The organism is Thauera sp. SDU_THAU2 (genome assembly GCF_038260575.1).
Classification (GTDB): Bacteria; Pseudomonadota; Gammaproteobacteria; order Burkholderiales; family Rhodocyclaceae; genus Thauera.
In genome coordinates this window covers 4,698,603-4,722,024 of record NZ_JBBWUN010000003.1, presented here as the reverse complement: position 1 = coordinate 4,722,024, position 23,422 = coordinate 4,698,603, and the positions used below count along the sequence as shown (strand labels likewise).

At 68.0% G+C, this 23,422-nt stretch carries 19 protein-coding genes and 5 pseudogenes; 15 read left to right on the top strand and 9 right to left on the bottom strand.

What is annotated here, in order from left to right; translation table 11 throughout:
- Window positions 1–79 precede the first annotated feature (79 nt).
- The 4 genes from AAFL97_RS23785 to AAFL97_RS23770 all read right to left on the bottom strand — a co-directional run bounded on the left by AAFL97_RS23785 (window position 80) and on the right by AAFL97_RS23770 (window position 3,500).
- On the bottom strand, window positions 80–475 hold the full coding sequence (locus AAFL97_RS23785; protein WP_341647049.1) for a type II toxin-antitoxin system VapC family toxin: 396 nt from the start codon (window positions 473–475) through the stop codon (window positions 80–82).
- Window positions 475–747, bottom strand: coding sequence for an AbrB/MazE/SpoVT family DNA-binding domain-containing protein (locus AAFL97_RS23780; protein WP_341647048.1), 273 nt, complete (start codon window positions 745–747; stop codon window positions 475–477). Before AAFL97_RS23780 ends, AAFL97_RS23785 begins: the two co-directional genes overlap by 1 nt.
- Window positions 748–819: 72 nt before the next feature.
- Window positions 820–1,992: a MalY/PatB family protein gene (locus AAFL97_RS23775; protein ID WP_341647047.1), complete on the bottom strand. Its 1,173-nt coding sequence runs from the start codon at window positions 1,990–1,992 to the stop codon at window positions 820–822.
- Between the two features lie 68 nt (window positions 1,993–2,060).
- A complete protein-coding gene (locus tag AAFL97_RS23770) occupies window positions 2,061–3,500 on the bottom strand; it encodes a cryptochrome/photolyase family protein (RefSeq protein WP_341647046.1) in 1,440 nt (479 codons plus the stop codon).
- Window positions 3,501–3,633: 133 nt separating this feature from the next.
- Here AAFL97_RS23770 and AAFL97_RS23765 point away from each other — a divergent pair, with 133 nt between their 5' ends.
- From AAFL97_RS23765 to AAFL97_RS23740, 6 genes are all read left to right on the top strand, one after another.
- A complete protein-coding gene (locus AAFL97_RS23765; RefSeq protein WP_442806768.1) occupies window positions 3,634–4,209 on the top strand; it encodes a YqgE/AlgH family protein in 576 nt (191 codons plus the stop codon).
- Entirely contained in the window at window positions 4,202–4,678 is a 477-nt protein-coding gene (gene ruvX, locus AAFL97_RS23760) for a Holliday junction resolvase RuvX (RefSeq protein WP_341647045.1), read from the top strand. The genes AAFL97_RS23765 and ruvX overlap by 8 nt, the downstream gene beginning before the upstream one ends.
- On the top strand, window positions 4,659–5,162 hold the full coding sequence (pyrR, locus tag AAFL97_RS23755; protein WP_341647044.1) for a bifunctional pyr operon transcriptional regulator/uracil phosphoribosyltransferase PyrR: 504 nt from the start codon (window positions 4,659–4,661) through the stop codon (window positions 5,160–5,162). Before ruvX ends, pyrR begins: the two co-directional genes overlap by 20 nt.
- 76 nt (window positions 5,163–5,238) lie before the next feature.
- Window positions 5,239–6,198 carry an aspartate carbamoyltransferase catalytic subunit gene (locus AAFL97_RS23750; protein WP_341647043.1) on the top strand — a complete coding sequence of 320 codons (960 nt, stop codon included), beginning with the start codon at window positions 5,239–5,241 and terminating at the stop codon, window positions 6,196–6,198.
- A gap of 32 nt (window positions 6,199–6,230) precedes the next feature.
- Window positions 6,231–7,508: a dihydroorotase gene (locus AAFL97_RS23745; protein WP_341647042.1), complete on the top strand. Its 1,278-nt coding sequence runs from the start codon at window positions 6,231–6,233 to the stop codon at window positions 7,506–7,508.
- Between the two features lie 104 nt (window positions 7,509–7,612).
- On the top strand, window positions 7,613–8,194 hold the full coding sequence (locus AAFL97_RS23740) for a Uma2 family endonuclease (protein ID WP_341647041.1): 582 nt from the start codon (window positions 7,613–7,615) through the stop codon (window positions 8,192–8,194).
- Here AAFL97_RS23740 and AAFL97_RS23735 read toward each other — a convergent pair whose 3' ends face one another.
- The 3 genes and pseudogenes from AAFL97_RS23735 to AAFL97_RS23725 form a co-directional block, all read right to left on the bottom strand.
- On the bottom strand, window positions 8,195–8,776 hold the full coding sequence (locus AAFL97_RS23735; RefSeq protein ID WP_341647040.1) for a YggT family protein: 582 nt from the start codon (window positions 8,774–8,776) through the stop codon (window positions 8,195–8,197).
- A 6-nt stretch (window positions 8,777–8,782) separates the two neighbouring features.
- A complete protein-coding gene (proC, locus tag AAFL97_RS23730; protein WP_341647039.1) occupies window positions 8,783–9,607 on the bottom strand; it encodes a pyrroline-5-carboxylate reductase in 825 nt (274 codons plus the stop codon).
- A 67-nt stretch (window positions 9,608–9,674) separates the two neighbouring features.
- Window positions 9,675–10,399: pseudogene (locus AAFL97_RS23725) on the bottom strand (YggS family pyridoxal phosphate-dependent enzyme).
- A 94-nt stretch (window positions 10,400–10,493) separates the two neighbouring features.
- On the opposite strand from AAFL97_RS23725, the pseudogene AAFL97_RS23720 reads away from it, so the two are divergent.
- A pseudogene (locus tag AAFL97_RS23720) lies at window positions 10,494–11,538 on the top strand (type IV pilus twitching motility protein PilT).
- Between the two features lie 68 nt (window positions 11,539–11,606).
- Window positions 11,607–12,739, top strand: a pseudogene (locus tag AAFL97_RS23715) (PilT/PilU family type 4a pilus ATPase).
- 3 nt (window positions 12,740–12,742) lie between these two features.
- Here the strand turns inward: AAFL97_RS23715 and AAFL97_RS23710 are convergent.
- Window positions 12,743–13,912, bottom strand: a complete 1,170-nt coding sequence (locus AAFL97_RS23710) for a THUMP domain-containing class I SAM-dependent RNA methyltransferase (RefSeq protein ID WP_341647038.1) — start codon at window positions 13,910–13,912, stop codon at window positions 12,743–12,745.
- A 268-nt stretch (window positions 13,913–14,180) separates the two neighbouring features.
- On the opposite strand from AAFL97_RS23710, the gene AAFL97_RS23705 reads away from it, so the two are divergent.
- The 5 genes and pseudogenes from AAFL97_RS23705 to AAFL97_RS23685 form a co-directional block, all read left to right on the top strand.
- Window positions 14,181–15,788 carry a FecR domain-containing protein gene (locus AAFL97_RS23705; RefSeq protein ID WP_341647037.1) on the top strand — a complete coding sequence of 536 codons (1,608 nt, stop codon included), beginning with the start codon at window positions 14,181–14,183 and terminating at the stop codon, window positions 15,786–15,788.
- A 150-nt stretch (window positions 15,789–15,938) separates the two neighbouring features.
- A complete protein-coding gene (locus AAFL97_RS23700) occupies window positions 15,939–18,818 on the top strand; it encodes an EAL domain-containing protein (RefSeq protein WP_341647036.1) in 2,880 nt (959 codons plus the stop codon).
- Between the two features lie 86 nt (window positions 18,819–18,904).
- Complete coding sequence (mobA, locus tag AAFL97_RS23695; RefSeq protein ID WP_341647035.1) at window positions 18,905–19,564, top strand: molybdenum cofactor guanylyltransferase MobA; 660 nt, start codon at window positions 18,905–18,907, stop codon at window positions 19,562–19,564.
- Window positions 19,561–20,899 (top strand): annotated as a pseudogene (gorA, locus tag AAFL97_RS23690) (glutathione-disulfide reductase). Before mobA ends, gorA begins: the two are co-directional and overlap by 4 nt.
- A 12-nt stretch (window positions 20,900–20,911) precedes the next feature.
- Window positions 20,912–21,115 (top strand): annotated as a pseudogene (locus AAFL97_RS23685) (hypothetical protein); the annotation flags it as partial.
- Here AAFL97_RS23685 and AAFL97_RS23680 read toward each other — a convergent pair.
- Entirely contained in the window at window positions 21,097–21,570 is a 474-nt protein-coding gene (locus AAFL97_RS23680; protein WP_341647229.1) for a thioredoxin family protein, read from the bottom strand. The pseudogene AAFL97_RS23685 and the gene AAFL97_RS23680 overlap by 19 nt on opposite strands.
- A 111-nt stretch (window positions 21,571–21,681) precedes the next feature.
- Between AAFL97_RS23680 and AAFL97_RS23675 the strand changes: the two genes are divergently transcribed.
- Together AAFL97_RS23675 and AAFL97_RS23670 are read left to right on the top strand one after the other, a co-directional pair.
- Complete coding sequence (locus AAFL97_RS23675; RefSeq protein ID WP_341647034.1) at window positions 21,682–22,230, top strand: MarR family winged helix-turn-helix transcriptional regulator; 549 nt, start codon at window positions 21,682–21,684, stop codon at window positions 22,228–22,230.
- A gap of 60 nt (window positions 22,231–22,290) precedes the next feature.
- Window positions 22,291–23,235 (top strand): DUF4351 domain-containing protein, encoded by a 945-nt coding sequence (locus tag AAFL97_RS23670; RefSeq protein ID WP_341647033.1) that lies wholly within the window; start codon window positions 22,291–22,293, stop codon window positions 23,233–23,235.
- Window positions 23,236–23,422 lie beyond the last annotated feature (187 nt).

Below are 23,422 nucleotides of genomic sequence, written 5' to 3'. Positions count from 1 at the left end.
GGAGGCAGTTCCTGCGCCGGATTTCATGACGGGGCTCACCGCTTGCCGCCGCCCCGTGCGGATGGCCAGCTGTACCTCGTCAAAGCTCCACCACCCTCACCTCCGGCGCAATGCCGGTCGCCCGCGCCGTCTTGCAGAAGCTCCGATCGAAAGTGTGCAGCAGCGCGGTGCCGCAAGCGGAGAGATGCAGCGCATCGGCGAAGTCGGCGCCCTGGGCATACCAGTCGAGTGCGCTGCCGACCTCTTCTGCCGCCTCCACAACGACATCGTCGGTGGCCAGCAGGGCGCCGAAGAATTCCTGCAGCTCGGCCGGCGTCTTGCGGTAGCGGGAACGCAGCACCCATTCCGTTTCGAGCAACACCGTGCGAGACAGGAAAATCGTGTTTCCTGCAATCAACTTGCGCACCACGGCCAATTGCTCGGGATGGTCGGCGACCAGCGCACGTACCAGCATGTTGGTGTCCAGCGCAATCATCAGCCCTGTCCTTCCGCGTCACCATCGTCCCGAACATGGTCGACCGGCCGGCAGAGTTCTTCGGTGGAGAGGGGCGGACCTTCGTGCTTGAGCGAACCGATCAAGTCTGCGAAGCGGCGGCCCGTTTCCTTCGGCATGGCCTTGAGCGTGACACCGGAAGCGCTGGACACCAAGGTGAGCCGCGTTCCAGCCTCCCAATGCAGCGCATCACGGATCTCCTTCGGGATCACGATCTGACCTTTGCTGGACAACGTCGTGGTAGCGACTGGCATGGTCCACTCCAACCGTGTAAGAAATAAAGTAAGACGAATTGTCCGCTCAGCCTGAAAGCTTGGCAAGGCGGTTCATGCCACGGCCGCCGCCATCCGCCGCAAGGCCTCGTCCAGCGTCGCGCGTGGGCAGCCGAAGTTCAGCCGCAGCCAGCCTGGCGCGCCGAAGGGGCGGCCGTCCGAGAGGCCGACACCGGCGGCTTCGAAGAAGGCCGCCGGGTCGTCGATGCCGCGCTCGGCCATCAAACCGCGGCAGTCGATCCAGGCCAGGTAGGTGGCTTCGGGCGAGGTCGTTGCCAGGCCCGGCATCGCCGCCACCGCTTCCAGCACGCGGGCGCGGTTGCCGCGCAGGTAGTCGAGCAGCGCGGCGCGCCACGGCCCGCCGTCGCGGTAGGCGGCTTCGGTCGCCACCATGCCCAGCACGTTGGCGTGCGGTATCAGGCCGCGCATCGCATGGCGGTAGCGGCGGCGCAGCGCAGCGTCCGGGATCACCGCGAAGGCGCAGTACAGCGCGGGGATGTTCCAGGTCTTGGACGGCGCCATCAGCGTGATCGTGCGCCGTGCCGTGGCCTCGTCCAGCGCGGCGATGGGCCGGTGCGGGCGCTCCTCGTCGAGCACCAGGCCGCAGTGGATCTCGTCGGCGCAGATCAGCAGATCCCGGCGCTCGGCAAAATCCGCCAGCCGGCGCAATTCGTCGGTATCGAACACGCGCCCGACCGGGTTGTGCGGCGAGCACAGCAGCAGCATGCGGCTGCGCGCGTCCGCGGCGCGCTCCAGCGCCTCCCAGTCCCATTGCCAGCGGCCGTCGCGCAGCACCAGTTCGCAGCGCTGCAGCACGCGGCCGGTGTTGGCCGGCGCGGACAGGAAAGGAGGATAGACCGGCGCGGCGGTCAGCACGCCGTCGCCCGGCTCGCCGGCCAGCAGGCAGGCGAGGTTGAAGCCCGTCACCACGCCGGGCAGCCACACCAGCCAGTCGGGCTCGATCGTCCAGCCATGGTCGCGCTGCAGGCCCTCGGCCACCGCCTGCTCCAGCGAAGGCCAGGCATCGGTGTAGCCGAACACGCCATGGTCGAGGCGCCGGCGCAGCGCTTCGATGACGGCAGGCGGCGCAGCGAAGTCCATGTCCGCCACCCACAGCGGCAGCACGTCACGGCCGGCATAGCGGCCCCACTTCTCGCCCGGCATGCCGCGGCGGTCGATGATGCAGTCGAAGTCGAACGGGGCGGCGGAATGGTCTGGGGCGTTCATGGTCGGCAGACAGTCGGGAACAGGGCCCTGCATTGTCCCGCAACTGCACGATGTATCCAGTGTTTCGATCAGGCCTTCAACACGCCGAAGCGCTTCAGCGTGCGCTCGCGTGCCGCCGCATGGTCGACGACCGGCGCGGGGTAGTCGACGCCGATCCGGGTGCGGCACGCGTTCTGGTCGATGCCGCCCATGGTCCACGGCGCATGGATGAAGGCGTCGGGCACACGCGCCAGTTCCGGCAGGTAGCGGCGGATGAAGCGCCCTCCGGGGTCGAACTTCTGCGATTGCGTCACCGGGTTGAAGATGCGGAAGTACGGCTGCGCGTCGCAGCCGGTCGATGCGGCCCACTGCCAGCCGCCATTGTTGGCGGCGAGGTCGTAGTCGTTCAGGTGTACGGCGAAATGGCGCTCGCCCAGGCGCCAGTCGATGCCGAGGTCCTTGCTCAGGAAAGAGGCGACGATCATGCGCAGGCGGTTGTGCATGTAGCCGGTCTGCGCCAGTTGCCGCATCGCGGCGTCGACGATCGGGTAGCCGGTGCGCGCCTCGGCCCAGGCGGCGAACAGCTCGGGCGCGTCGTCCCACGCCACGCCGTCGTACTCGGGCCGGAAGGCCCGCGCCACCACATGCGGGTGATGCCACAGGATCTGGTGGTAGAAATCGCGCCAGATAAGCTCGCCGAGCCAGGCTTGCGCCCCTTCGCCGCCATCGCGCCAGGCGTGCGCGGCGAGCTGGCGGATCGACACGGTGCCGAAGCGCAGATGGACCGACAGGTAGCTGACGCCCTTGATCGCCGGAAAATCCCGCGTCTGCGCATAGCGTCCGATGCGCGCGGCGAAGTCCTCGAACAACCTGCGTCCGCCGCTCATGCCCGTCGGCATCCGCAGCTCGGCAAGGCCGGCCGGCTCGAAACCGATGCCGGCAAGGCGGGGCAGCGCTTCGCCCGCGGGTTTGGGCGCCAGGCGGTGCGCGTACCGCTCCACCGGGTAGGACTTCACCTGGAAATCGTCGACCGCCTTCAGCCACGCGTTCCGGTACGGGGTGAACACGCTGAAAGGCTTGCCGGCCTGGGTCAGCACCTCGCCGCGCTCGAAGACCACCTGGTCCTTGAAGTCCTCGTAGCCGATGCCGGCCTCGGCCAGCCGCTGCGCCACCCGGCTGTCGCGCACGATCGCGTCCGGCTCGTAGTCGCGATTGACGAAGACCTTGTCCACGCCCAGCTCCACCGCGAGACGCGGAATTTCGTCCTCGGCGCGCCCGTGGCGCACGATGATGCCTGCACCCTGTCCGCCGGCTGCGCGCGACATGGCGTCGAGCGCAGCATCCAGCTCGGCGAGGCTGGCATGGATGAACTCGACGCGGCGGTCGCGGCGCGACGGCAAGGCGTCGAGGATGGCGGTATCGAACACGAAGGCGCAATACACGCGGCCGGCGAAACGCAGCGCCCGATACAGCGCGGCGTGATCGAAGCTGCGCAGGTCTCGGCGAAACCAGACGAGGGCTGAATTCATCGTTGCGATCCGGATGGACGGGAAGCGATTATCGGCTCACCCGGCCGTTTCTGCGACGCAGGCCCGCAGCAGAGCCGGAATCGCGGCCGGCATCCTTTCCTCGCCACACAAGAACGCGGGCGAAGTGCGTAAAATGGCAGGCATGGAAACCCCCACGGCCAACTTCACGCATCACTTCCTGATCGCCATGCCCCACATGGCCGATCCCCATTTCGCCCGCGCGCTGACCTACATCGCCGAGCACAACGAACAGGGCGCGCTGGGCATCATCGTCAACCGCCCGATCGACATGACGCTGGCCACGCTGTTCGAACGCATCGAGGTGCCGCTCGAAGCAGAAGGCTTCGACACCCAGCCGGTGTATTTCGGCGGGCCGGTGCAGACCGATCGCGGCTTCGTGCTGCACCGGCCGCTCGGCGACTGGCACTCGACGCTGAAGGTCAGCGACGAGGTCGGCCTCACCAGCAGCCGCGACGTGCTGCAGGCGATCGGCGCCCAGGGCGAGCCGCGCGAAGTGCTGGTCACGCTCGGTTATGCCGGCTGGACCGCCGGCCAACTGGAACAGGAACTGATGGACAACGCCTGGCTGACGGTGCCAGCGGACATGTCGATCGTGTTCGAACTGCCGCCCGAAGAGCGCCTGGCCGCCGCGATGCAGAAGCTGGGCGTCGATTTCGCCAACCTCAGCGAGGTCGCGGGGCATGCCTGACGCGGCATCCGCCGCCCCGCCTACCCTGCCCGCGCGCGGCACCCTGCTCGGCTTCGATTTCGGCCTGGCACGCATCGGCGTGGCCGGCGGCGAACTCGAAACCGGCCAGGCCAGCGCGCTGACCACGCTGCACGACGAATCCAACGACGCCCGCTTCAAGGCCATCGCCAGGCTGATCGCCGAATGGCGGCCGGTGGCGCTGGTGGTCGGCATCCCCGTCCATCTCGACGGTAGCGAACACGAACTCACGGCCCGCTGCCGCCGCTTCGCCAACCAGTTGCACGGCCGCTTCGGCCTGCCGGTCTTCCCCGCCGACGAACGCCTGTCCTCGGTCGCCGCCGAAGCCGAACTCTCCCGCGCCGGCCTCAAGGGCTGGGGCGAACGCAAGGCGGTGCTCGACGCCGCTGCCGCCCGGATCATCCTGCAAACCTTCCTGGACGCCCATCGCCATGAACATTCTCGATGCTGAAGCCCTGTGCCGGCAGCTCGCCGAGCAGATCCGCCCCCACGTCACGCCGGCCACCGCGCTGGTCGGCATCTACACCGGCGGCCTGTGGCTGGCCGAACGCCTGCACAAGGAACTCGGCATCAGCCAGCCGCTGGGCGCGATCGACGTTTCCTTCTACCGCGACGACTACGGCAGCAAGGGCCTGCACGCCAAGCCGCAGCGCACCGGGATCCCGTTCAGCGTCGAAAGCGCGCACATCATCCTGGTCGACGACGTGCTCTACACCGGCCGCACCACCCGCGCCGCGCTGAACGGCCTGTTCGACTTCGGCCGCCCGGCCAGGATCGAGCTGGCAGTGCTGGTCGACCGCGGCAGCCGCGAGTTGCCGATCGCCGCCCGCTACTGCGCCCACACCCTGCCCGAAGCCCTGCCGCGCGACCAGAACCTGGAGCTGCAGCGCGACGAGACCGGCAAGCTCACGCTGGAACTGACCCAGCTCGGCTGATGCCCGATCTGCCGTAACACGCTTCCGACAAAACCCTTACACCCCATCGCCAATCGCTGATTCCGAGGCAAGCCCGATGCGCAACCCCCAGCTCAACAAGCACGGCGAACTTCAGCATCTGCTGACGCTCGACGGTCTCCCGCGCGACATCATCACCGCCATCCTCGACACCGCCGCGCCCTTCACCGAAGTGGCCGAGCGCGAGGTCAAGAAGCTGCCGCTGCTGCGCGGCAAGAGCGTGTTCAACCTGTTCTTCGAGAACTCGACGCGCACCCGCACCACCTTCGAGATCGCCGCCAAGCGCCTGTCGGCCGACGTGGTGAACCTGAACATCAACACCAGTTCGGCCTCGAAGGGCGAAAGCCTGCTCGACACCGTCGACAACCTGTGCGCGATGCAGGCCGACATGTTCGTCGTGCGCCACGCCGCCAGCGGCGCGCCGATGCTGATCGCCCAGCACCTGCAGGCCACCGGCCGCGACCACATCCACGTCGTCAATGCCGGCGACGGCCGCCATGCGCACCCGACGCAAGGCCTGCTGGACATGTACACCATCCGCCACTTCAAGCAGGACTTCAGCCAGCTCACGGTGGCCATCGTCGGCGACGTGCTGCACTCGCGCGTCGCGCGCAGCCAGATCGCCGCACTGAGCACGCTCGGCGTACCCGAAATCCGCGTCATCGGCCCCAGGACCCTGCTGCCCACCGAAGTCGAAAGGCTCGGCGTGCGCGTGTTCCACGACATGCGCGAAGGCCTGAAGAACGTGGACGTGGTGATGATGCTGCGCCTGCAGAACGAACGCATGAACGGCGCCCTGCTGCCCACGCCGCAGGAATACTTCAAGGTCTGGGGCCTGACCGCCGACAAGCTGGCGCTGGCCAAGCCCGACGCCATCGTGCTGCACCCGGGACCGATGAACCGCGGCGTCGAGATCGATTCGGCGGTGGCCGACGGCGCGCAGGCGGTGATCCTGCCCCAGGTCACCTTCGGCATCGCCGTGCGCATGGCGGTGATGAGCATGCTGGGCAGCCACTGAGCCCCGGACAGTACAGGCACAAGGATTCGCGAATGAACATCCTGATTTCCAACGGCCGCGTCGTCGATCCGGCCCGCCGCACCGACGCGGTGCAGAACGTCTATGTCGCCGGCGGCAAGATCGTCGCCCTCGGCAATGCCCCCGACGGCTTCGTCGCCGAACGCACGCTCGACGCCGGCGGGCTGGTCGTCGCCCCCGGCTTCATCGACCTCGCCGCCCGCCTGCGCGAGCCCGGCTTCGAATACCGCGCCACGCTCGAATCCGAGATGGAAGCAGCGATGGCCGGCGGCGTCACCAGCCTGGCGATCCCGCCCGACACCGACCCCGCGCTGGACGAGCCTGGCCTGGTCGAGATGCTGACCTACCGCGCCAAGAAGCTGAACCGCGCCCACATCTACCCGGTCGGCGCGCTCACCATCGGCCTCAAGGGCGAGCGCCTGTCCGAGATGGCCGAACTCGTCGAAGCCGGCTGCGTCGCCTTCTCGCAGGCCAACGTGCCGATCGTCGACAACGGCGTGCTGATGCGCGCGATGCAGTACGCCGCCACCTTCGGCTTCCGCGTCTGGCTGCAGCCGCTGGCGCCCTTCCTCGCCCGCGGCGGCAACGCCCACGACGGCGAAGTCGCCACCCGCCTCGGCCTCGCCGGCATGCCGGTGGCGGCCGAGACGGTGGCGCTGTACACCTACCTGGAACTGGCCAAGATCACCGGCGCGCGCCTGCACATCACCCGCTTGTCGTCCGCCGCCGGGCTGGAACTGATCGAGCGCGCACGGACCGAAGGTATGGACGTGAGCTGCGACGTGTCGATCAACCATGTGCACCTGTGCGACATGGACATCGGCTACTTCAACTCCAACTGCCACCTGATCCCGCCGCTGCGCAGCCAGCGCGACCGCGAAGCGCTGTGCCGAGGCCTCGCCGAAGGCCGCATCGATGCGATGTGCTCGGACCATACGCCGGTGGACGACGACGGCAAACAGGCGCCCTTCGCCGAATCCGAACCCGGCGCCACCGGCCTCGAACTGCTGCTGCCGCTGACGCTGAAATGGGCCGAGCGCGCCGGCCTGCCGCTGCTCGACGGCCTCGCCCGCATCACCTCGGATGCGGCGAAGATCATCGGCATCACCAAGGCCGGCCACCTGTCGCCGGGCGCCCGTGCCGACATCTGCGTGTTCGACCCCGCCACCCACGTCACCATCGCCCACGACACGCTGAAGAGCCAGGGCAAGAACACGCCTTTCCTCGGCATGGAACTGCCGGGCAAGGTGCGCTACACGCTGGTCGAAGGCCAGGTGATGTACGAAGGCTGAACGGCCAGCACAGCAAGAACGCGCCCGCCGCCGGGGTATGCTCCCCGGCGGCGGGCGTTATACTTTCTGCAGCCCCATCCGCAGCAATACATGAGGAGCACGACATGGGCCAGGCTCTGCGCAACGACCGAACCTACACCTATGCCGATTACCTGACGTGGCCGGACGACGTCCGCTACGAGTTGATCGACGGCGTGCCCCATGCAATGTCGCCGGCACCGTCGCGAACGCATCAGGAAATTCTGCAGCAGATTGCAAGCCAGGTGCTCAACGCGCTGGACGGCAAGCCCTGCCGTCCCTACATCGCCCCTTTCGACGTGCGCCTGCCGCGCGGCAATGAAGCCAACGGCGACATCGACACCGTGGTTCAACCCGATCTCGTCGTCGTCTGCGACCGCAGCAAACTCGACGAGCGCGGCTGCCGCGGCGCGCCGGACTGGATCGTCGAAGTACTGTCGCCCTCGACCGCGGGCCACGACCTCATCACCAAGCGCCGACTGTACGAACGCGCCGGCGTGCGCGAATACTGGCTGGTGCATCCGGTCGACCACGTCGTCACCGTGTATCGCCTGCAGGACGGCGCCTTCGGCGCCCCCGACATCCACGAACTGAAGGAAACGCTCGCCGTCGGCGTGCTGCCCGAGATCGTCATCGACTGGGAGCGCGCGCTGCGCAACGTGGGCTAATCAGCCGCCGAACAGCAGCGGCGCGAAGTTGCCGCGCATGCCTCCGAGCAGCATCAGCACGATCTGCAGCACCAGCAGCAGCACCAGCGGCGACAGGTCGATATTGGCGATCGTCGGCACGATGCGGCGGAAAGGACGCAGGAAAGGTTCGGCCAGCGCATGCAGCAGCGGCGCCAGCGGCGCGTGCGGACTGACCCAGGACAGCACCGCCGAACCGAGCACGACGGCGAACAGCAGATACACCATCATGCGGATCAGCTCGATCAGGCCGACGCCCCACAGGCCCACCAGCACCGAACCGACGTTGCCGCTGAACACCGCGCCGCGCAGGCTCAGTTCGATGGCGACCAGCAGTACCTGCACCACCCAGGCCGGCAGCAGGCTGGCCATATCCAGGCCGAACAGGCCGGGCACGAAGCGGCGCAGCGGCCGCACCAGCCAGTCGGTGGTGGAGACGACGAACTGGCCGATCTGGTTGCGGAAGGAGATGCGCTGCCACTGCATGTAGAAGCGTGCCAGCAGCATCAGCGTCAGGAAGCCGCCGGCGACGTCGAGGACCAGCAGCAGGATGTTGGCGAGCATCGTGGATCAGTCCTTGCCGAGTTCGGCGCCCAGTTCCTGTCCGCGTGCCCGCGCCGCGCCGACCGCCTTGACCAGCGCACCGTGCCAGCCGGACTCGGCCAGGCTGTTCAGCGCCGCCGCGGTGGTGCCGCCCTTGGAGGTCACCTTCTCGCGCAGCACCGCGGGCGAATCCTCGGAGCCGGCCGCCAGCCTGGCCGCGCCGAGCACGGTATCGATCGCCAGCCGGCGCGCATCGGCTTCGTCGAAACCGACTGCGCGCCCGGCGTCTTCCAGCGCCTCGATGAAATGGAACACATAGGCGGGGCCGCTGCCGGAAATCGCCGTCACCGCGTCCATCTGGTCTTCGGTGTCGGCCCACACCACGCTGCCGACCGCGGCCAGGATGCGCTCGGCGGCCTCGCGGCCGTCGGCATCGACGCTCGGGTCGGCATACAGCCCGGTGACGCCGGCACCGATCAGCGCCGGCGTATTGGGCATGCAGCGCACCAGCCGGCAGTAAGGCTGGCCCGGCGCTCCCAGCCAGCGGCCGAGATCGACCAGGCGCAGGCCGGCGGCGATGCTGACGACGATCTGCTTGTCCAGCTTACCTGCGATCGGCGCCAGCGCGTCCTTCATCTGCTGCGGCTTGACCGCCAGCATCAATACGTCGCAATCGAGCGCCGCCGCATCGAAGGATTCCACCGCGCGCAGACCGAAGCGTTCGGCCAGCCGCGCACGCGTCTCGGCACCGAGGTCGACGACCTGGATGTTCGCCGCTTCGAAACCACGCTCGATCATGCCGCCGATCAGGGCCGCCGCCATGTTGCCACCGCCCAGGAAAGTGATCTTCATGATGTCCTTCTCTCTGTGAATGCCGGACCAGACGCCCGGCTGTCATCCATTGAATGCGCCTGTCGGCTCAAGACTCCACCGCCGGCCGCATGCGCTCGCCGAAAATCGCCGTGCCCACGCGCACCATCGTCGCACCTTCGGCCACCGCCGGCTCGATGTCGTGCGACATGCCCATCGACAAGGTGTCGAGCACCAGTCCCTGGTCCGCCAGTTCCGCCTTCAGCGCGCGCAGCGGCGCGAAGCGCGAGCGCAGCAAGGCTTCGTCGCCGGTCGGTTCGGGAATGCACATCAGCCCGCGCAACTGCAGGCGCGGCAGCGCGGCCACCGCTTTCGCCAGCGCCGCGGCATCGTCCGGCGCGACGCCGCTCTTGCTGTCCTCGCCACTGACATTGACCTGGATGCAGACATTCAGCGGCGGCAGATGCATGTCGCGCTGCGCCGACAGGCGCTCGGCGATCTTCAGCCGGTCGATGCTGTGCACCCAATCGAAGGCATTTGCCACCGGCCGCGTCTTGTTGCTCTGCAGCGGGCCGATGAAGTGCCATTCGAGCGGCCCATCCAGCCCCTCCTTAGGCATCGATCCGCGCAGCGCCTCGACCTTGGCGACGCCTTCCTGCACGTAGTTCTCGCCGAAGGCATGCTGGCCCGCGGCGGCGCTTCGCGCACCGCATCGGCCTGCCAGGTCTTGCTGACGGCGAGCAGCCGGACCGAGGCCGGATCGCGCCCGGCCGCCTTCGCCGCCGCTGCGACGCGAGCCTGCACGGCCCGCAGGCGCTGCTCGATTGTCGTCATGTCCGTGGTCCCTACTTCCTCTGGCTGAAGCGGCGAAAAGTATAACATTCCGCACCGATCGATCTTTTTGGGCGCCGCCCTCCCAGGGAACACGATGGACATCACCGAACTGCTCGCCTTCGCCGTCAAGAACAAGGCTTCCGACCTGCACCTTTCGGCCGGCCTGCCGCCGATGATCCGCGTCCATGGCGACGTGCGCCGGATCAACCTGCCGCCGATGGAGCACAAGGACGTGCACGCCATGGTGTACGACATCATGAACGACGGCCAGCGCAAGCAGTTCGAGGAAACCTGGGAGTGCGACTTCTCCTTCGCCGTGCCCAACCTCGCCCGCTTCCGCGTCAACGCCTTCAACCAGAACCGCGGCGCCGGCGCGGTGTTCCGCACCATTCCGTCCAAGGTGTTGACGCTCGAAGAGCTGAACTGCCCGAAGATCTTCAAGGAGATCGCCGACACGCCGCGCGGCATCGTGCTGGTCACCGGCCCCACCGGCTCGGGCAAGTCGACCACGCTGGCGGCGATGATCGACTACATCAACGAGAACGAGTACGGCCACATCCTGACCGTCGAGGACCCGATCGAATTCGTGCATGAATCCAAGCGCTGCCTGATCAACCAGCGCGAGGTGCACCGCGACACGATGTCCTTCAACAACGCCCTGCGCGCCTCACTTGCGCGAGGACCCGGACGTGATCCTGGTGGGCGAAATGCGCGACCTCGAAACCATCCGCCTGGCGCTGACCGCGGCCGAGACCGGCCACCTGGTGTTCGGCACCCTGCACACCTCGTCGGCGGCCAAGACCATCGACCGTATCGTCGACGTCTTCCCCGCCGCCGAGAAGGACATGGTGCGCTCGATGCTGTCCGAATCGCTGCGCGCGGTGATCTCGCAGACCCTGCTCAAGACCAAGGACGGCCAGGGCCGCGTCGCCGCGCACGAGATCATGATCGGCACCCCGGCGATCCGCAATCTGATCCGCGAGAACAAGATCGCGCAGATGTACTCGTCGATCCAGACCGGCCAGAACGTCGGCATGCAGACCCTGGACCAGTGCCTGGCCGACCTGGTGCGGCGCAATGTGGTGTCGCCGGTCGAGGCGCGCCTGCGCGCCCAGAACAAGGACAGCATCGCCGGCTGAACGCAGGCCGCCACCCCTCCTCCACGCCTCCCGGCCCCGCACCCGACTCCACAGGAGAGCTCGCCCCGATGGAACGCGACCAGGCACTCAAGTTCATGCACGATCTGCTGCGGCTGATGCTGCAGAAGAACGGCTCCGACCTGTTCCTCACCGTCGGCTTTCCGCCGGCGATCAAGATCGACGGCCGCATCACGCCGCAATCCAACCAGGCGATGCAGCCCCAGCACACCGCCGAACTCGCGCGCGCGATCATGAACGACCGCCAGGCGGCCGAGTTCGAGGCCACCAAGGAATGCAACTTCGGCATCTCGCCGGCAGGCATCGGCCGCTTCCGCGCCAACGCTTTCGTCCAGCAGGGCAAGGTCGGGCTGGTGCTGCGCACCATCCCGCAGCGCATTCCCGGCCTGGAAGAACTGGGCATGCCGCCGGTGCTGAACGACGTGGCGATGAGCAAGCGCGGCCTGGTGGTGTTCGTCGGCGGCACCGGCACCGGCAAGACGACTTCGCTCGCCGCCATGGTCGATCATCGCAACGAGAACAGCTACGGCCACATCATCACGGTCGAGGACCCGATCGAGTTCGTGCACCCGCACAAGAACTGCATCGTCACCCAGCGCGAGATCGGCATCGACTCCGACTCGTGGGAGGCCGCGCTCAAGAACACCCTGCGCCAGGCGCCGGACGTCATCCTGATGGGCGAGATCCGCGACCGCGAGACCATGGACTACGCCATCGCCTTCGCCGAGACCGGCCACCTGTGCCTGGCCACGCTGCACGCCAACAGCGCCAACCAGGCGATCGACCGCATCATCAACTTCTTCCCCGAGGAGCGCCGCCAGCAACTGCTGATGGACCTGTCGCTGAACCTGCGCGCGATGATCTCGCAGCGGCTGCTGCCGCTGAAGGAACGCAAGGGCCGCGTGCCGGCGGTGGAAGTGATGCTGAACTCGCCGCTGATCTCCGACCTGATCTTCAAGGGCAACATCCCCGAGATCAAGGAAGTCATGAAGCGCTCGCGCGAAAGCGGCATGCAGACTTTCGACCAGGCTTTGTTCGAGCTCTACGAGACCGGCAAGATCACTACGAAGACGCGCTGCGCAACGCCGATTCCATCAACGACCTGCGCCTGCAGATCAAGCTCCACAGCAAGCTCGGCGAACAGCCGAGCAGCGGCGGGCTGCAGGACCTCGGCCTGGTCTGAGGCTCAGCCGGCCTGGTCCGGCGCCCGCTCCTTGCGGCGATTGCTGCCGCTGACCATGCGGTACTCGAGCAGCCGGCATTCCAGTGCGCCGTTGAACAGCGGCGTGCGCTTGCTGGCCTTCAGGCCGATCAGCTTCGGCAGCGCCGGATCGGCGCTGAAGAAATAACAGCGCCAGCCGCCCCAGCGCTGCTTCAGCGCATCGCCCAGGCGCGGATAGAAGGCGGCCAGCTCCTCGGCCTCGCCGATGCGCACACCGTAGGGCGGGTTCGCCACCATCACACCTTCGGCCGCGGGCGGCGTCCGCTCCAGCACATCGGCGCGGTCCAGCGTCACGCACTTGACCAGCCCGCCGGCATCCAGATTCACCCGCGTGCGCCGCACCCATTCGCCGACGATGTCCGAGCCGAAGATCGGCAGCACACGCGGCGCCTGGCGCCGAGATTCCGCGGCGCGGCGCACCGCCGCCCAGCCGCTGCGGTCGTGGTGGCGGAACTTCTCGAAGCCGAAGCCGCGCCCCAGCCCCGGCGCGATGTCGAGCGCCATCATCGCCGCCTCGATCAGGAAGGTGCCGCTGCCGCACATCGGATCGAGCAGCACTTCGCCCGGCGTCCACCCGGACAGGCGCAGGATGCCGGCGGCCAGGTTCTCCTTCAGCGGCGCCTCGACCGCGGCGGGCTTGAAGCCGCGCTTGTACAGCGGCTCGCCCGAGGTATCGACGTACAGCGTCGCCGTGTCCTCGGTCAGGAAGAGATGGATGCGCACCGCCGGATTCGCCGTATCGACGCTCGGGCGCCGGCCGCTGACGGTGCGGAAGTGGTCGCACACCGCGTCCTTGACCCGCAGCGTGATGAACTCCAGGCTCTTCAGCGGCGACTTGCGCGCGGTGACGTAGATGCGGATCGTGTCGTCGGCGGTGAACCACTTCGCCCAGGTCACGCTGTAGGCGAGCTTGTAGATGTCGATCTCGGCCCGATAGCGGCCCTGCGCCACCCGCCACAGCACGCGCGTGGCGAGCCGGCTTTCCAGGTTGGCGCGATGGCAGGCCGCCCAGTCGCCCTGCCAGGCCACCCCGCCATGCACCGCCTGCGCGCCCTTGGCGCCGAACGACCGCAGTTCGTCGGCGAGCAGGGCTTCGAGGCCTCGCGGACAGGGTGAAAAGAAGGCTTCGGCCATTGCAGGCTCCGGACAGAAAGAGGAGCGCATTGTACCGCCCGCCGCGGACCTGCCGGGCGGAACGCTGCGTGTCCGGTGCCGCGGACGCGATATGAGCAGGAAATATGCATTTTGGCGTTTTCCATGTATCTCTGCCCCCGCCTGGGGCTATTATTCAAAATGTAAGAAAAAACGTCGGGCGACAGCGGCCAGCGCATCGTCCACTGCCGCGAGGACCACCATGGACATCAGACCTCAGCAGCGACCGCCTACCCCGCGCGCAGCCGGGATGTCGCCCTTCCTGCTCGCCCTCGCCCTGCTCGGCCACTGTGCCGCCGCCCAGGCGCAGCAGGATTTCGACTACATCGTCCAGCCCGGCGACAACCCGTGGAACATCACCACGCGTTATCTCAAGCACATCAACTACTGGCCGCGGATCCAGGACTACAACCAGATCCTCCAGCCGACCCGGATTCCGCCCGGCACCCGGCTGCGCATGCCGTTCGCGTGGATGCGGGCCGAAGCCGTGTCGGCACGCGTGCTCGACGTGCTCGGCACCGTCGAGCACGACAGCGGCGGCCGGACGAGCAGCCTCTCGCCCGGCATGACGCTCTCCGCCGGCGCCCTGATCCGCACCGGCCATGACGGCAGCGTGACGCTGCAGCTTCCGGACGGCAGCCGCAGCCTGATCGAAGCCAACTCCGAACTGCAGATACACACGCTGCATCGCCTGCAGGCCTCGGACGGGCAACTGGTCGGCATCGAACTGAAGCACGGCCGTATCGACAACAGCGTACAGTCCGTCCGGCACAGCGGCGGCCGCTACACCATCGAGACACCCGCTGCGGTGGCGGCCGTCCGCGGCACCGAATTCCGTGTCGCGGCGCTGGCCGACGGCATGCTGGCGGAAACGGTCAGCGGCGAAGTTTCCCTGCGCAACCAGCGCGGCGAGACCCGCCTCGGCTCCGCCACAGGCGCGTATGCAGCCGCGGGCAAGGCGCCCGGGCAAGCCGTCCGCCTGCTGCCTGCGCCGAGCGTGGAAGCCGTGCCCGGCGTCATCGACCGCCTGCCCTTCCGCCTGCCGATCGACGCCGTCGCCGGGGCGGTGCAGTACCGTACCCAAATCTCTCCGCAGCAGAACTTCACCGCGCTCGCTTCGGACGTCGTCGCCGACGAGGCCGCGGTGCTCGGCAGCGCCGCGCTGGCCGACGGCCGCTACCGCATGCGTGTGCGCGCCATCGACAGCCGCGGCCTGGAGGGCTTGAGCGCCGAGCGCGAGATCGTCGTCGATGCGCGGCCGGAGCCGCCCTTCCCCAGCCAGCCGCCGGCAGGCGGCTTCGCCGTGGAAGACAAGGTCGCCTTCCGCTGGGCTCGCGTCCCCGACGCCCGGGCCTACCATTTCCAGCTCGCCACCGACATCAGCTTCGCTGCACCCGTCGTCGCCCACGAAGCACTCGACGGCACCGAACTCGTTGTCGACGACGGCCTGCCCGCCGGCGATTATTTCTGGCGCATCGCCGTCAGCACGGCGGCCGAAGGCCGCGGACCGTGGTCCGATCCCCAACCCTTCCGGCGCCCGCCGGCCGGCCCTTCCGCCACGGCGGCCGAAGTGGATGGCGACACGCTCCGGCTGCACTGGCGCGCCGGCGGCGAGGGCGATCGCTACCAGATCCAGCTCAGCCGTGACGCCGGCTTCGATTCACCCGAGCACGAGTTCGACACCACCACCCCGGAGATCGCCCTCCACCAGCCCGAAGCGGGAACCTGGCACGTGCGCATCCGCATCCAGGAACCCGGCAGCCCGCCCGGCCCCTGGGGCCAGCCGCAACAGATCGACGTACCGCACAGCCGCTGGCAGGCGCTCTTCCTGCTGCTGCCGGTCATCCTCGCCCTATGATCTCCATCGCCCCTCCATCCACGAGAAGCGCTCCTCCGCCCCCGGGGAGAGCGAAGGGAGGCCGTTGCGGCGCATGGCGCCAGTTCGATGGATGGCAGCACGCGCGCATGATCCTGAACTTCCTGGCCGGGGTGAAAGGAGGCTAGCCCAGTGAGCCGCAGTCGCCTGGCCGAGGCCTCCGGACGCCACCTGCCATGGGCGGCGGCAGCCGTTCTCGCCTGCGCGCTGTCGCTGCTGTCGTGGCTGCCGGTGCAGCGCTTCGACCTGCTCGCCTACGACACGCTCGAACCGCTGTTCCACGGCAAGGCCCGCACGCAGGATTCGGTCGTGATCGCGATCGACGACGCCGCGCTCGACGCGCTCGGGCGCTGGCCCTGGGGCCGTGCCGTGCATGCCCGGTTGATCGACCGGCTCAGCGCCGCCGGGGTATCCGCCATCGGCATGTCGATCCTGTTTGCCGAACCCTCGGCCGACGACCAGCGGCTGGCCGCAGCGATTGCCGCCTCCGGCCGCGTGGTCCTGCCGGTCGCACCACGCGAGGCCGGAGACGCCGGCGGCGGCGTGGCCGACCTGCTGCCCACGCCCGAACTCGGCGCCGCCGCGGCCGCGCTCGGCCATGTCGACGTCGAGCTCGACGCCGACGCCCTGGTGCGCCGCACCTACAGCCGCGCCGGCAGCGGCACACCGCGCTGGGAAGCGCTTGCGCTGGCAACGCTGCGTCTGTCCAGCCCGGCCGGCCACGCGGCGGCCCTCGAACAGCAGGCGCAGGCCGGCGCGTGGATTCGCCGCATCGCTTCCAGTCCGCTGTGGGTACGCGAAGGCGAGCTGCTGCTGCCCTATCCCGTCGCCGAAACCGAACCGGTCCGAGTTTCGTATCACAGCCTGCTCGAACGCCCCGAACTGGCCGAGCAACTGCGCGGCAGAACCGTGTTCGTCGGCCCCACGGCCAACGGCCTCGACGCCAGCCTGCCCACGCCCGATTCTCGCCACAGCCAACCGATGGCGGCGGTCGAATTCCATGCCCGCGCTTACGACGCCCTGCGCAGCGGCCTGGTCTATCGCGGTGCCGGCGGCAGCGCAGCCCTGAGCCTGGGCCTGGCCTTGCTGGCGCTCGCCGCCGTCGTCCACGCCCGCATCCAGTCACCTTCCACGGCCGCTGCCGCAGTAGCCGGCCTCGCGCTTCTTCCGCTCGCCGCCAGCGGCATGGCACTCAATGCCTGGCAGCTGTGGATCCCGCCGAGCCCTGCGCTGAGCAGCCTGCTGTTCGGCAGCCTGCTGTGGTTCGGACTGCACCTGCAGCGCACCCGCGGCAGGCTGCGCCACGCCCAGCAGGACGCCGACGCCACGCTGCGCTCGATCGCCGACGCGGTATTCACCATCGACGAAGGCACCCGCGTCACGCTGACCAATCCGGTCGCGGAACGCCTGACCGGGCTGAAGCGCGACGAAGCCCAGGGCAGCCTGATCGGCAGCCTGGTTCGGGAACACACGGAGCAGACCTCGCAGATCGTCGCAACCGTGCTCGCCTGTCTGAAGAACCGGCACACGATACGCCTGCCGGAGCCGATCGAATGGCAGGGCCCCGACGGCAGCAGCTACGCCCTCAAGCTCACCGCGACGCCGGTCGGCGATGCCGGCGGCGGCGCGGTACTGGCGTTCAACGACGTCACCGACGCCATCGCCGCCACCGTCCGGCTGCAGCACGAGGCCACCCATGATCTGCTGACCGGATTGCCCAACCGCGCCCTGCTGCTCGATCGCCTGCGCCTGGCGCTGGCCAACGCGCAGCGCCACAACAGCATGCTGGCGCTGCTGTTCGTCGACCTCGACCGCTTCAAGCGCATCAACGACAGCCTGGGGCACGATGCCGGAGACGCGGTGCTGCGGGACGTGGCCGCGCGCCTGCAGGCGTCGGTGCGGGTCAGCGACACCATCGCGCGCTGGGGCGGCGATGAATTCATCATCCTGATGGACAAGCTGGAGGACCGCAACGCGGTGATCGCGGTGGCGCTCAAGGTGCTCGAAATCCTCGATCGCGAATTCGAGGCCGACGGCAACACCGGCCTGCTGCTGTCATGCAGCATCGGCATCAGCGTCGGGCCCGACGACAGTCCGAATGCCGAAACCCTGCTGTCGATGGCCGACAAGGCCATGTACCGGGGCAAGATCGAAGGCGGCAGCCGCTACACCTTCTATTCGCCGGAGATGAACACCTGGTCGCGCGACCGCCTGGACATGGAAACCGCGCTGCGCCATGGCCTGGCCAACCAGGAGTTCGAGCTGTTCTACCAACCGCAGATCGAGATCGCCAGCGGCCGCCTGACCGGCCTCGAATCGCTGATCCGCTGGCAACGTCCGGACAAGGGGCGGGTGATGCCGGACGAGTTCATTCCCGCAGCGGAGGAATCGGGCATCATCCGCGGCATCGGCGAATGGGCGATCCATGCCGCGATGAGGCAGACCGCGCACTGGAACCGCGAAGGGCTGCTCACGGTGCCGCTCGCGGTCAACGTATCGGCGCGCCAGTTCTCCGACATGACCATCGTCGACACCATCCGCGAAGGCCTCGCCGACAGCGGGCTCGCGCCGTCGATGCTGAAAGTGGAACTGACCGAATCGACCGCGATGCGCAATCCCGGCTACGCCGCCGAACTGCTGCACAGCATCCACAATCTGGGCGTCAGCATCGCGGTGGACGATTTCGGCACCGGCTATTCCTCGCTGTCGCTGCTCAAGCGCTTTCCGGTTTCGGAACTGAAGATCGACAGGAGCTTCGTCGGCGACGTCAACGACCACGACGCCGCCGCCATCGTGCGCGGCACCATCGCGCTGGCCCACGGCCTCGGCATGACCGTGGTGGCCGAAGGCGTCGAGACCCAGGCGCAATTGCGCTTTCTCGCCGACCACGGCTGTGACGTCGCCCAGGGCTACCTGTTCGCCCAGCCCCTGCCGCCGGACGAGATCCGCAACTGGCTCAGCGGCCCGCCGCCGCACGTGCTGCACGCCATCGACCTGCTTTCCAGCAAGTGAGCACCCGCGGCCCGGGTCCGCCTCGCCCTGCTTGCCGGCGAGCCGCTACAATCGACAGCCTGTCCCGAGACCTCAGCGCCCGCACGATGTCCACACCCGCTCCACGTCCAGCCGACCGCCGCGTCACCGGGGTACTGCTCGCCGGCGGCCAGGGCAGCCGCATGGGCGGCGTCGACAAGGGCCTCACGGAGCTGGCCGGCAGGCCGATGGCGGCGCACGCGCTCGAGCGCCTCGCACCGCAGGTGGATGAGCTCGTCATCAATGCCAATCGCAACCTCGATGCCTGGCGCAGCTTCGGCCACCCGGTGTTCGGCGACGACATCGGCGGCTTCGCCGGTCCGCTTGCCGGCCTGCATGCCGCACTGCTGCACGCCCGCCACCCGCTGGTCGCCACCGTGCCCTGCGATTCGCCCTTCCTGCCGGGCGATCTCGTCGACCGTCTCGCCGGCGCACTGCACACGGCCGGCGCCCAGCTCGCCGTCGCGCGCACCTTCGACCGGCTGCAGCCGGTGTTCTGCCTGTGCCGCCGCGAACTCGCCGGCCCGCTCGCCGACTACCTTCGCGGCGGCGGGCGCGGCGTCGCCCGCTGGCACGACACGCTGGACGTGGTAGAAGTGTCCTTCGACGACGAAGCCGCCGCCTTCCGCAACATCAACACCCCTGCGGAACTCGCGGAGGCCGGCCGCAGCATGAGCCTCGACGGCGCCCCGGCCGTCACCGACATCCAACAAAGGAACCCGACATGAAGCAATACGACTACATCGCAATCGGCGGCGGCAGCGGCGGCGTCGCCACCGCCCGGCGCGCGGCGGAATACGGTGCCCGCGTACTGCTGGTCGAAGCCGCCCGCCTCGGCGGCACCTGCGTGAACGTCGGCTGCGTGCCGAAGAAGGTGATGTGGTACGCCTCCAACATCGCCCAGACCATGCGCGACGCGCCCGGTTACGGCTTCGACGCGCCGGCAAGCCGCTTCGACTGGAACACGCTCAAGACCCGCCGCGACGCCTACATCGCCCGCCTCAACGGCATCTACGCCAACATGCTGGACAAGGCCGGCGTCGACGTCGTCGAAGGCTTCGCCCGCTTCGTCGATGCCCGCACGATCGAAGTCGAGGGCCAGCGCTACAGCGCGCCGCACATCGTCATCGCCACCGGCGGCCGCCCTGCGCTGCCGGACATCGAAGGCGCCGAACTCGGCATCGACTCGGACGGCTTCTTCGCCCTCGACCGGCAGCCGCGCCGCGTCGCCGTCGTCGGCGCCGGCTACATCGCGGTGGAGCTGGCCGGCGTGTTCAACGGCCTCGGCAGTCAAGTCGACATGCTGGTGCGCGGCCCCCACCTGCTGCGCCCCTTCGACGCCATGCTGCGCGACGAACTCGGCGAACAGATGCAGGCCGCCGGCGTGCGCCTGAACTTCGGCATCCAACCCAAGGCGGTCAGCCGCCAAGCCGACGGCAGCCTGCGCATCGATTGCGGCGACGGCAAGGCCTTCGAAGCCGACGCGCTGGTGTGGGCCACCGGCCGCCGCGCCAACACCGACCGCCTGAATCTCGACGCCGCCGGCATCGCCGCCGACGACAAGGGCGTCATCCGCACCGACGCCTTCCAGAACACCACGGTGCCCGGCATCTACGCCATCGGCGACATCACCGGCCGTGCCGAACTCACGCCGGTCGCCATCGCCGCCGGCCGCAAGCTCGCCGCCCGCCTGTTCCTGGACCAGCCCGACAGCCGGCTCGACTACGACGACATCCCCACCGTCATCTTCAGCCACCCGCCGATCGGCACCGTCGGCCTCACCGAAGAAGAAGCCCGCAAGCGCTTCGGCGAAGTCAAGGTCCACCACCCGCTTTACCGCGATGTACCACGCGCTGACCGAGCACCGTCCGCGGACGGCGATGAAGCTGGTCTGCGAAGGTGCAGACGAACGCATCGTCGGCCTGCACGTCATCGGCGACGGCGCCGACGAGATGCTGCAGGGCTTCGCCGTCGCCGTCCGCATGGGCGCGCGCAAGGCCGACTTCGACCGCAGCGTCGCCATCCACCCCACCAGTGCCGAAGAATTCGTCACGCTGCGCTGAGGACCGGACGCCATGCCGATGAGCTACGAACAGCATCTGGACGAAGTCGCCACCCTGCTCTACGAACGCTACGAGCAGAGCGAAGAAGCCGCGATCAAGCTGGTCATGGCCGCGCAGGAGGACGACTTCTTCAGCGGCCACGACGACGATCCGTCCATCTGTACGCAGGAACGCGCGGAGGCCGACGCCCGCGCGGTTTACCGGAAGTACGGCCAGCCGCGCCCGGCGGCGGCTGCACAAAAACAGGCGGAACAGCGGCCAAAGCGGAAACCCAAAAGGAAATGAGGTGGCGATTCAAGGGCGAAGCGCTGGATGGCGTACGCCCTTGAACCAGCAATGATGGCCCCGGTCTTGCACGATCGGCAGCACTTCGCCATCGACTGCATGCGCGGGAACCTGCAGCGATCGCCGGCCCGCCATGGCCGGACGGACACGCCTACTTCCAGATCATCCAGCGAAGCCCCGAAGTTGATGTGGAAAGGCTGGCCGTCGATGACCAGCGCCGGCACCGACTTGACGCCAAGGCCCTCGGCTTCGGCGATGCGGGATTTCTGCTCGCCCAGATGCACGACTTCGACCGTATAGCGCGCAGGGTCGAGCGCGCTGGCGAACTGCTGCTCCGCAGATACGCAAACCGGGCAACCCGCGTGGAAGAACACAGCCTTGCTCATGATGACTCTCCTCGGTTCAATGGACATTGATGCATCGACTCGATGCATTTTGAGCATAGACTCCATACATCACGCTGGTCAAGTCATGCATCGAGGCGATACATTATCTCCATGAGCTCCGCCACCCTGTACCTCGAACGCCTGAGCGCACTGCTCCAGCAGGCCGTGCGCGAGGACGCCGCGCGCCACGGCCTGCTGCCGATCCACATCCAGGTGCTGCAATACCTCGCCCAGGCCAACCAGTACAGCGACCTGCCGATCGCCATCGCCGACTACTTCGGCATCACCCGCGGCACGGTATCGCAGACCCTGGCCGTGCTCGAACGCAAGGCGCTGATCGTCAAGCAGGCCGACGCGCGCCACGGCAAGCGCATCCACCTGAAGCTGACACCTGCCGGCATGGCGGTGCTGCAGGACAGCTGGGCCGAGCGCATGCAGCGCGCACTCGACATGCAGCCCGACGGCGCCGCGCTCGCCGGCACCCTGCGCGACATCCTCGTCGCCCTGCAACGCCTCAACGGCCAGCACGCCTTCGGCATCTGCCGGCAATGCGCCCACTTCCGCACCGACGGCGCCACCACGCACTGCGGCCTCACCGGCGAAGCGCTGGCCATCGAACAGACCGGGAAAATCTGCCGGGAATGGGCAACGCCCGCCTGACGTCGCACGTCGAATTCAGTCCGCATATAATCCCATTCGTCATTAAACCGGGATTGTGCGATGCCAGCGCCGAGCCACGACCAGAACTTCAAGAACCTGATCCTCGACTACCCTCGGCAGGCGCTGGCCTTCTTCGCACCCGACGAAGCCCACGATCTGGATGACGCGGTGCGCATCACCCCGATCCGGCAGGAACAACTCAAGGACCGCCTCGGCGACCGCTTCCACGAACTCGACGTGCCGTTGCTGGCCGAATGGCCCGACGGCCGACGCGAAGCACTGCTGTTCGTGCTGGAGGAAGAAAGCGCACCAGGCCGTTTCTCCATCCACCGACTGGTGTCTTACTGCGCTACGCTCGCCGAGTTGATGGAAACCGACCGCGTGGTGCCGGTGGTGATCTTCCTGCGCGGCGGCGAACGGATACGCCGCCATCTGGACTTGGGCAGCGAGCGGCACACCTATCTGCGCTTCGACTATCTCGCCTGCATCCTCGCCGATACCCCGGCCGACGCCTGGCTGGACAGCTCCAACCTCGTCGCCCGGCTCAACCTGCCCAACATGCGCTGGCCGCGCGAGCGAAAACTGGAGATCTACGCCCAGGCCGTGCGCGGCCTGATCGGGCTCGAACCGAGCATCGAAAAACGTATCAAATACATGGACTTCATCGACATCTACAGTCCGCTTGACGATAATGAACGGCGGCTGTACGAACTACGCTACCCGCAGGAGAACGAGGAAATGCTGACCTGGAGCGAACGCGCCCGCCATGCCGGATTGGAACAAGGCCTTCAACAAGGTTTGTTACAGGGCCTGGAAAAGGGACGCGAGGAAGGACGCGAGGACGGCGAGCGCGAATTGCTGAGCCGCCTGCTCGCGCGCCGTTTCGGCCCGCTCGATGGCCGGACCGCCGAACGCCTGCAGCGGGCGACCCGCGCCGATCTCGAACGCTGGGGAGACAGGCTGCTGGATGCGCAAACGCTCGAAGACGTCTTCGACACGCATTGAAGCCGCGGCATCGCATCTCCCAGCCAGCCTCAACGCTTCAACGCCTTTCCTCCGACGCGACATCGCGCTCCCGCTTGCTCCGGACAGCCTGAGCACCGCCAAATCGCCCGTCGCTGTCCGCAGCTCCCGGACATGCAGCCCGACTCTGTACGGTCATTTGCGCCGAATGACCGGCATGACTCCGAAG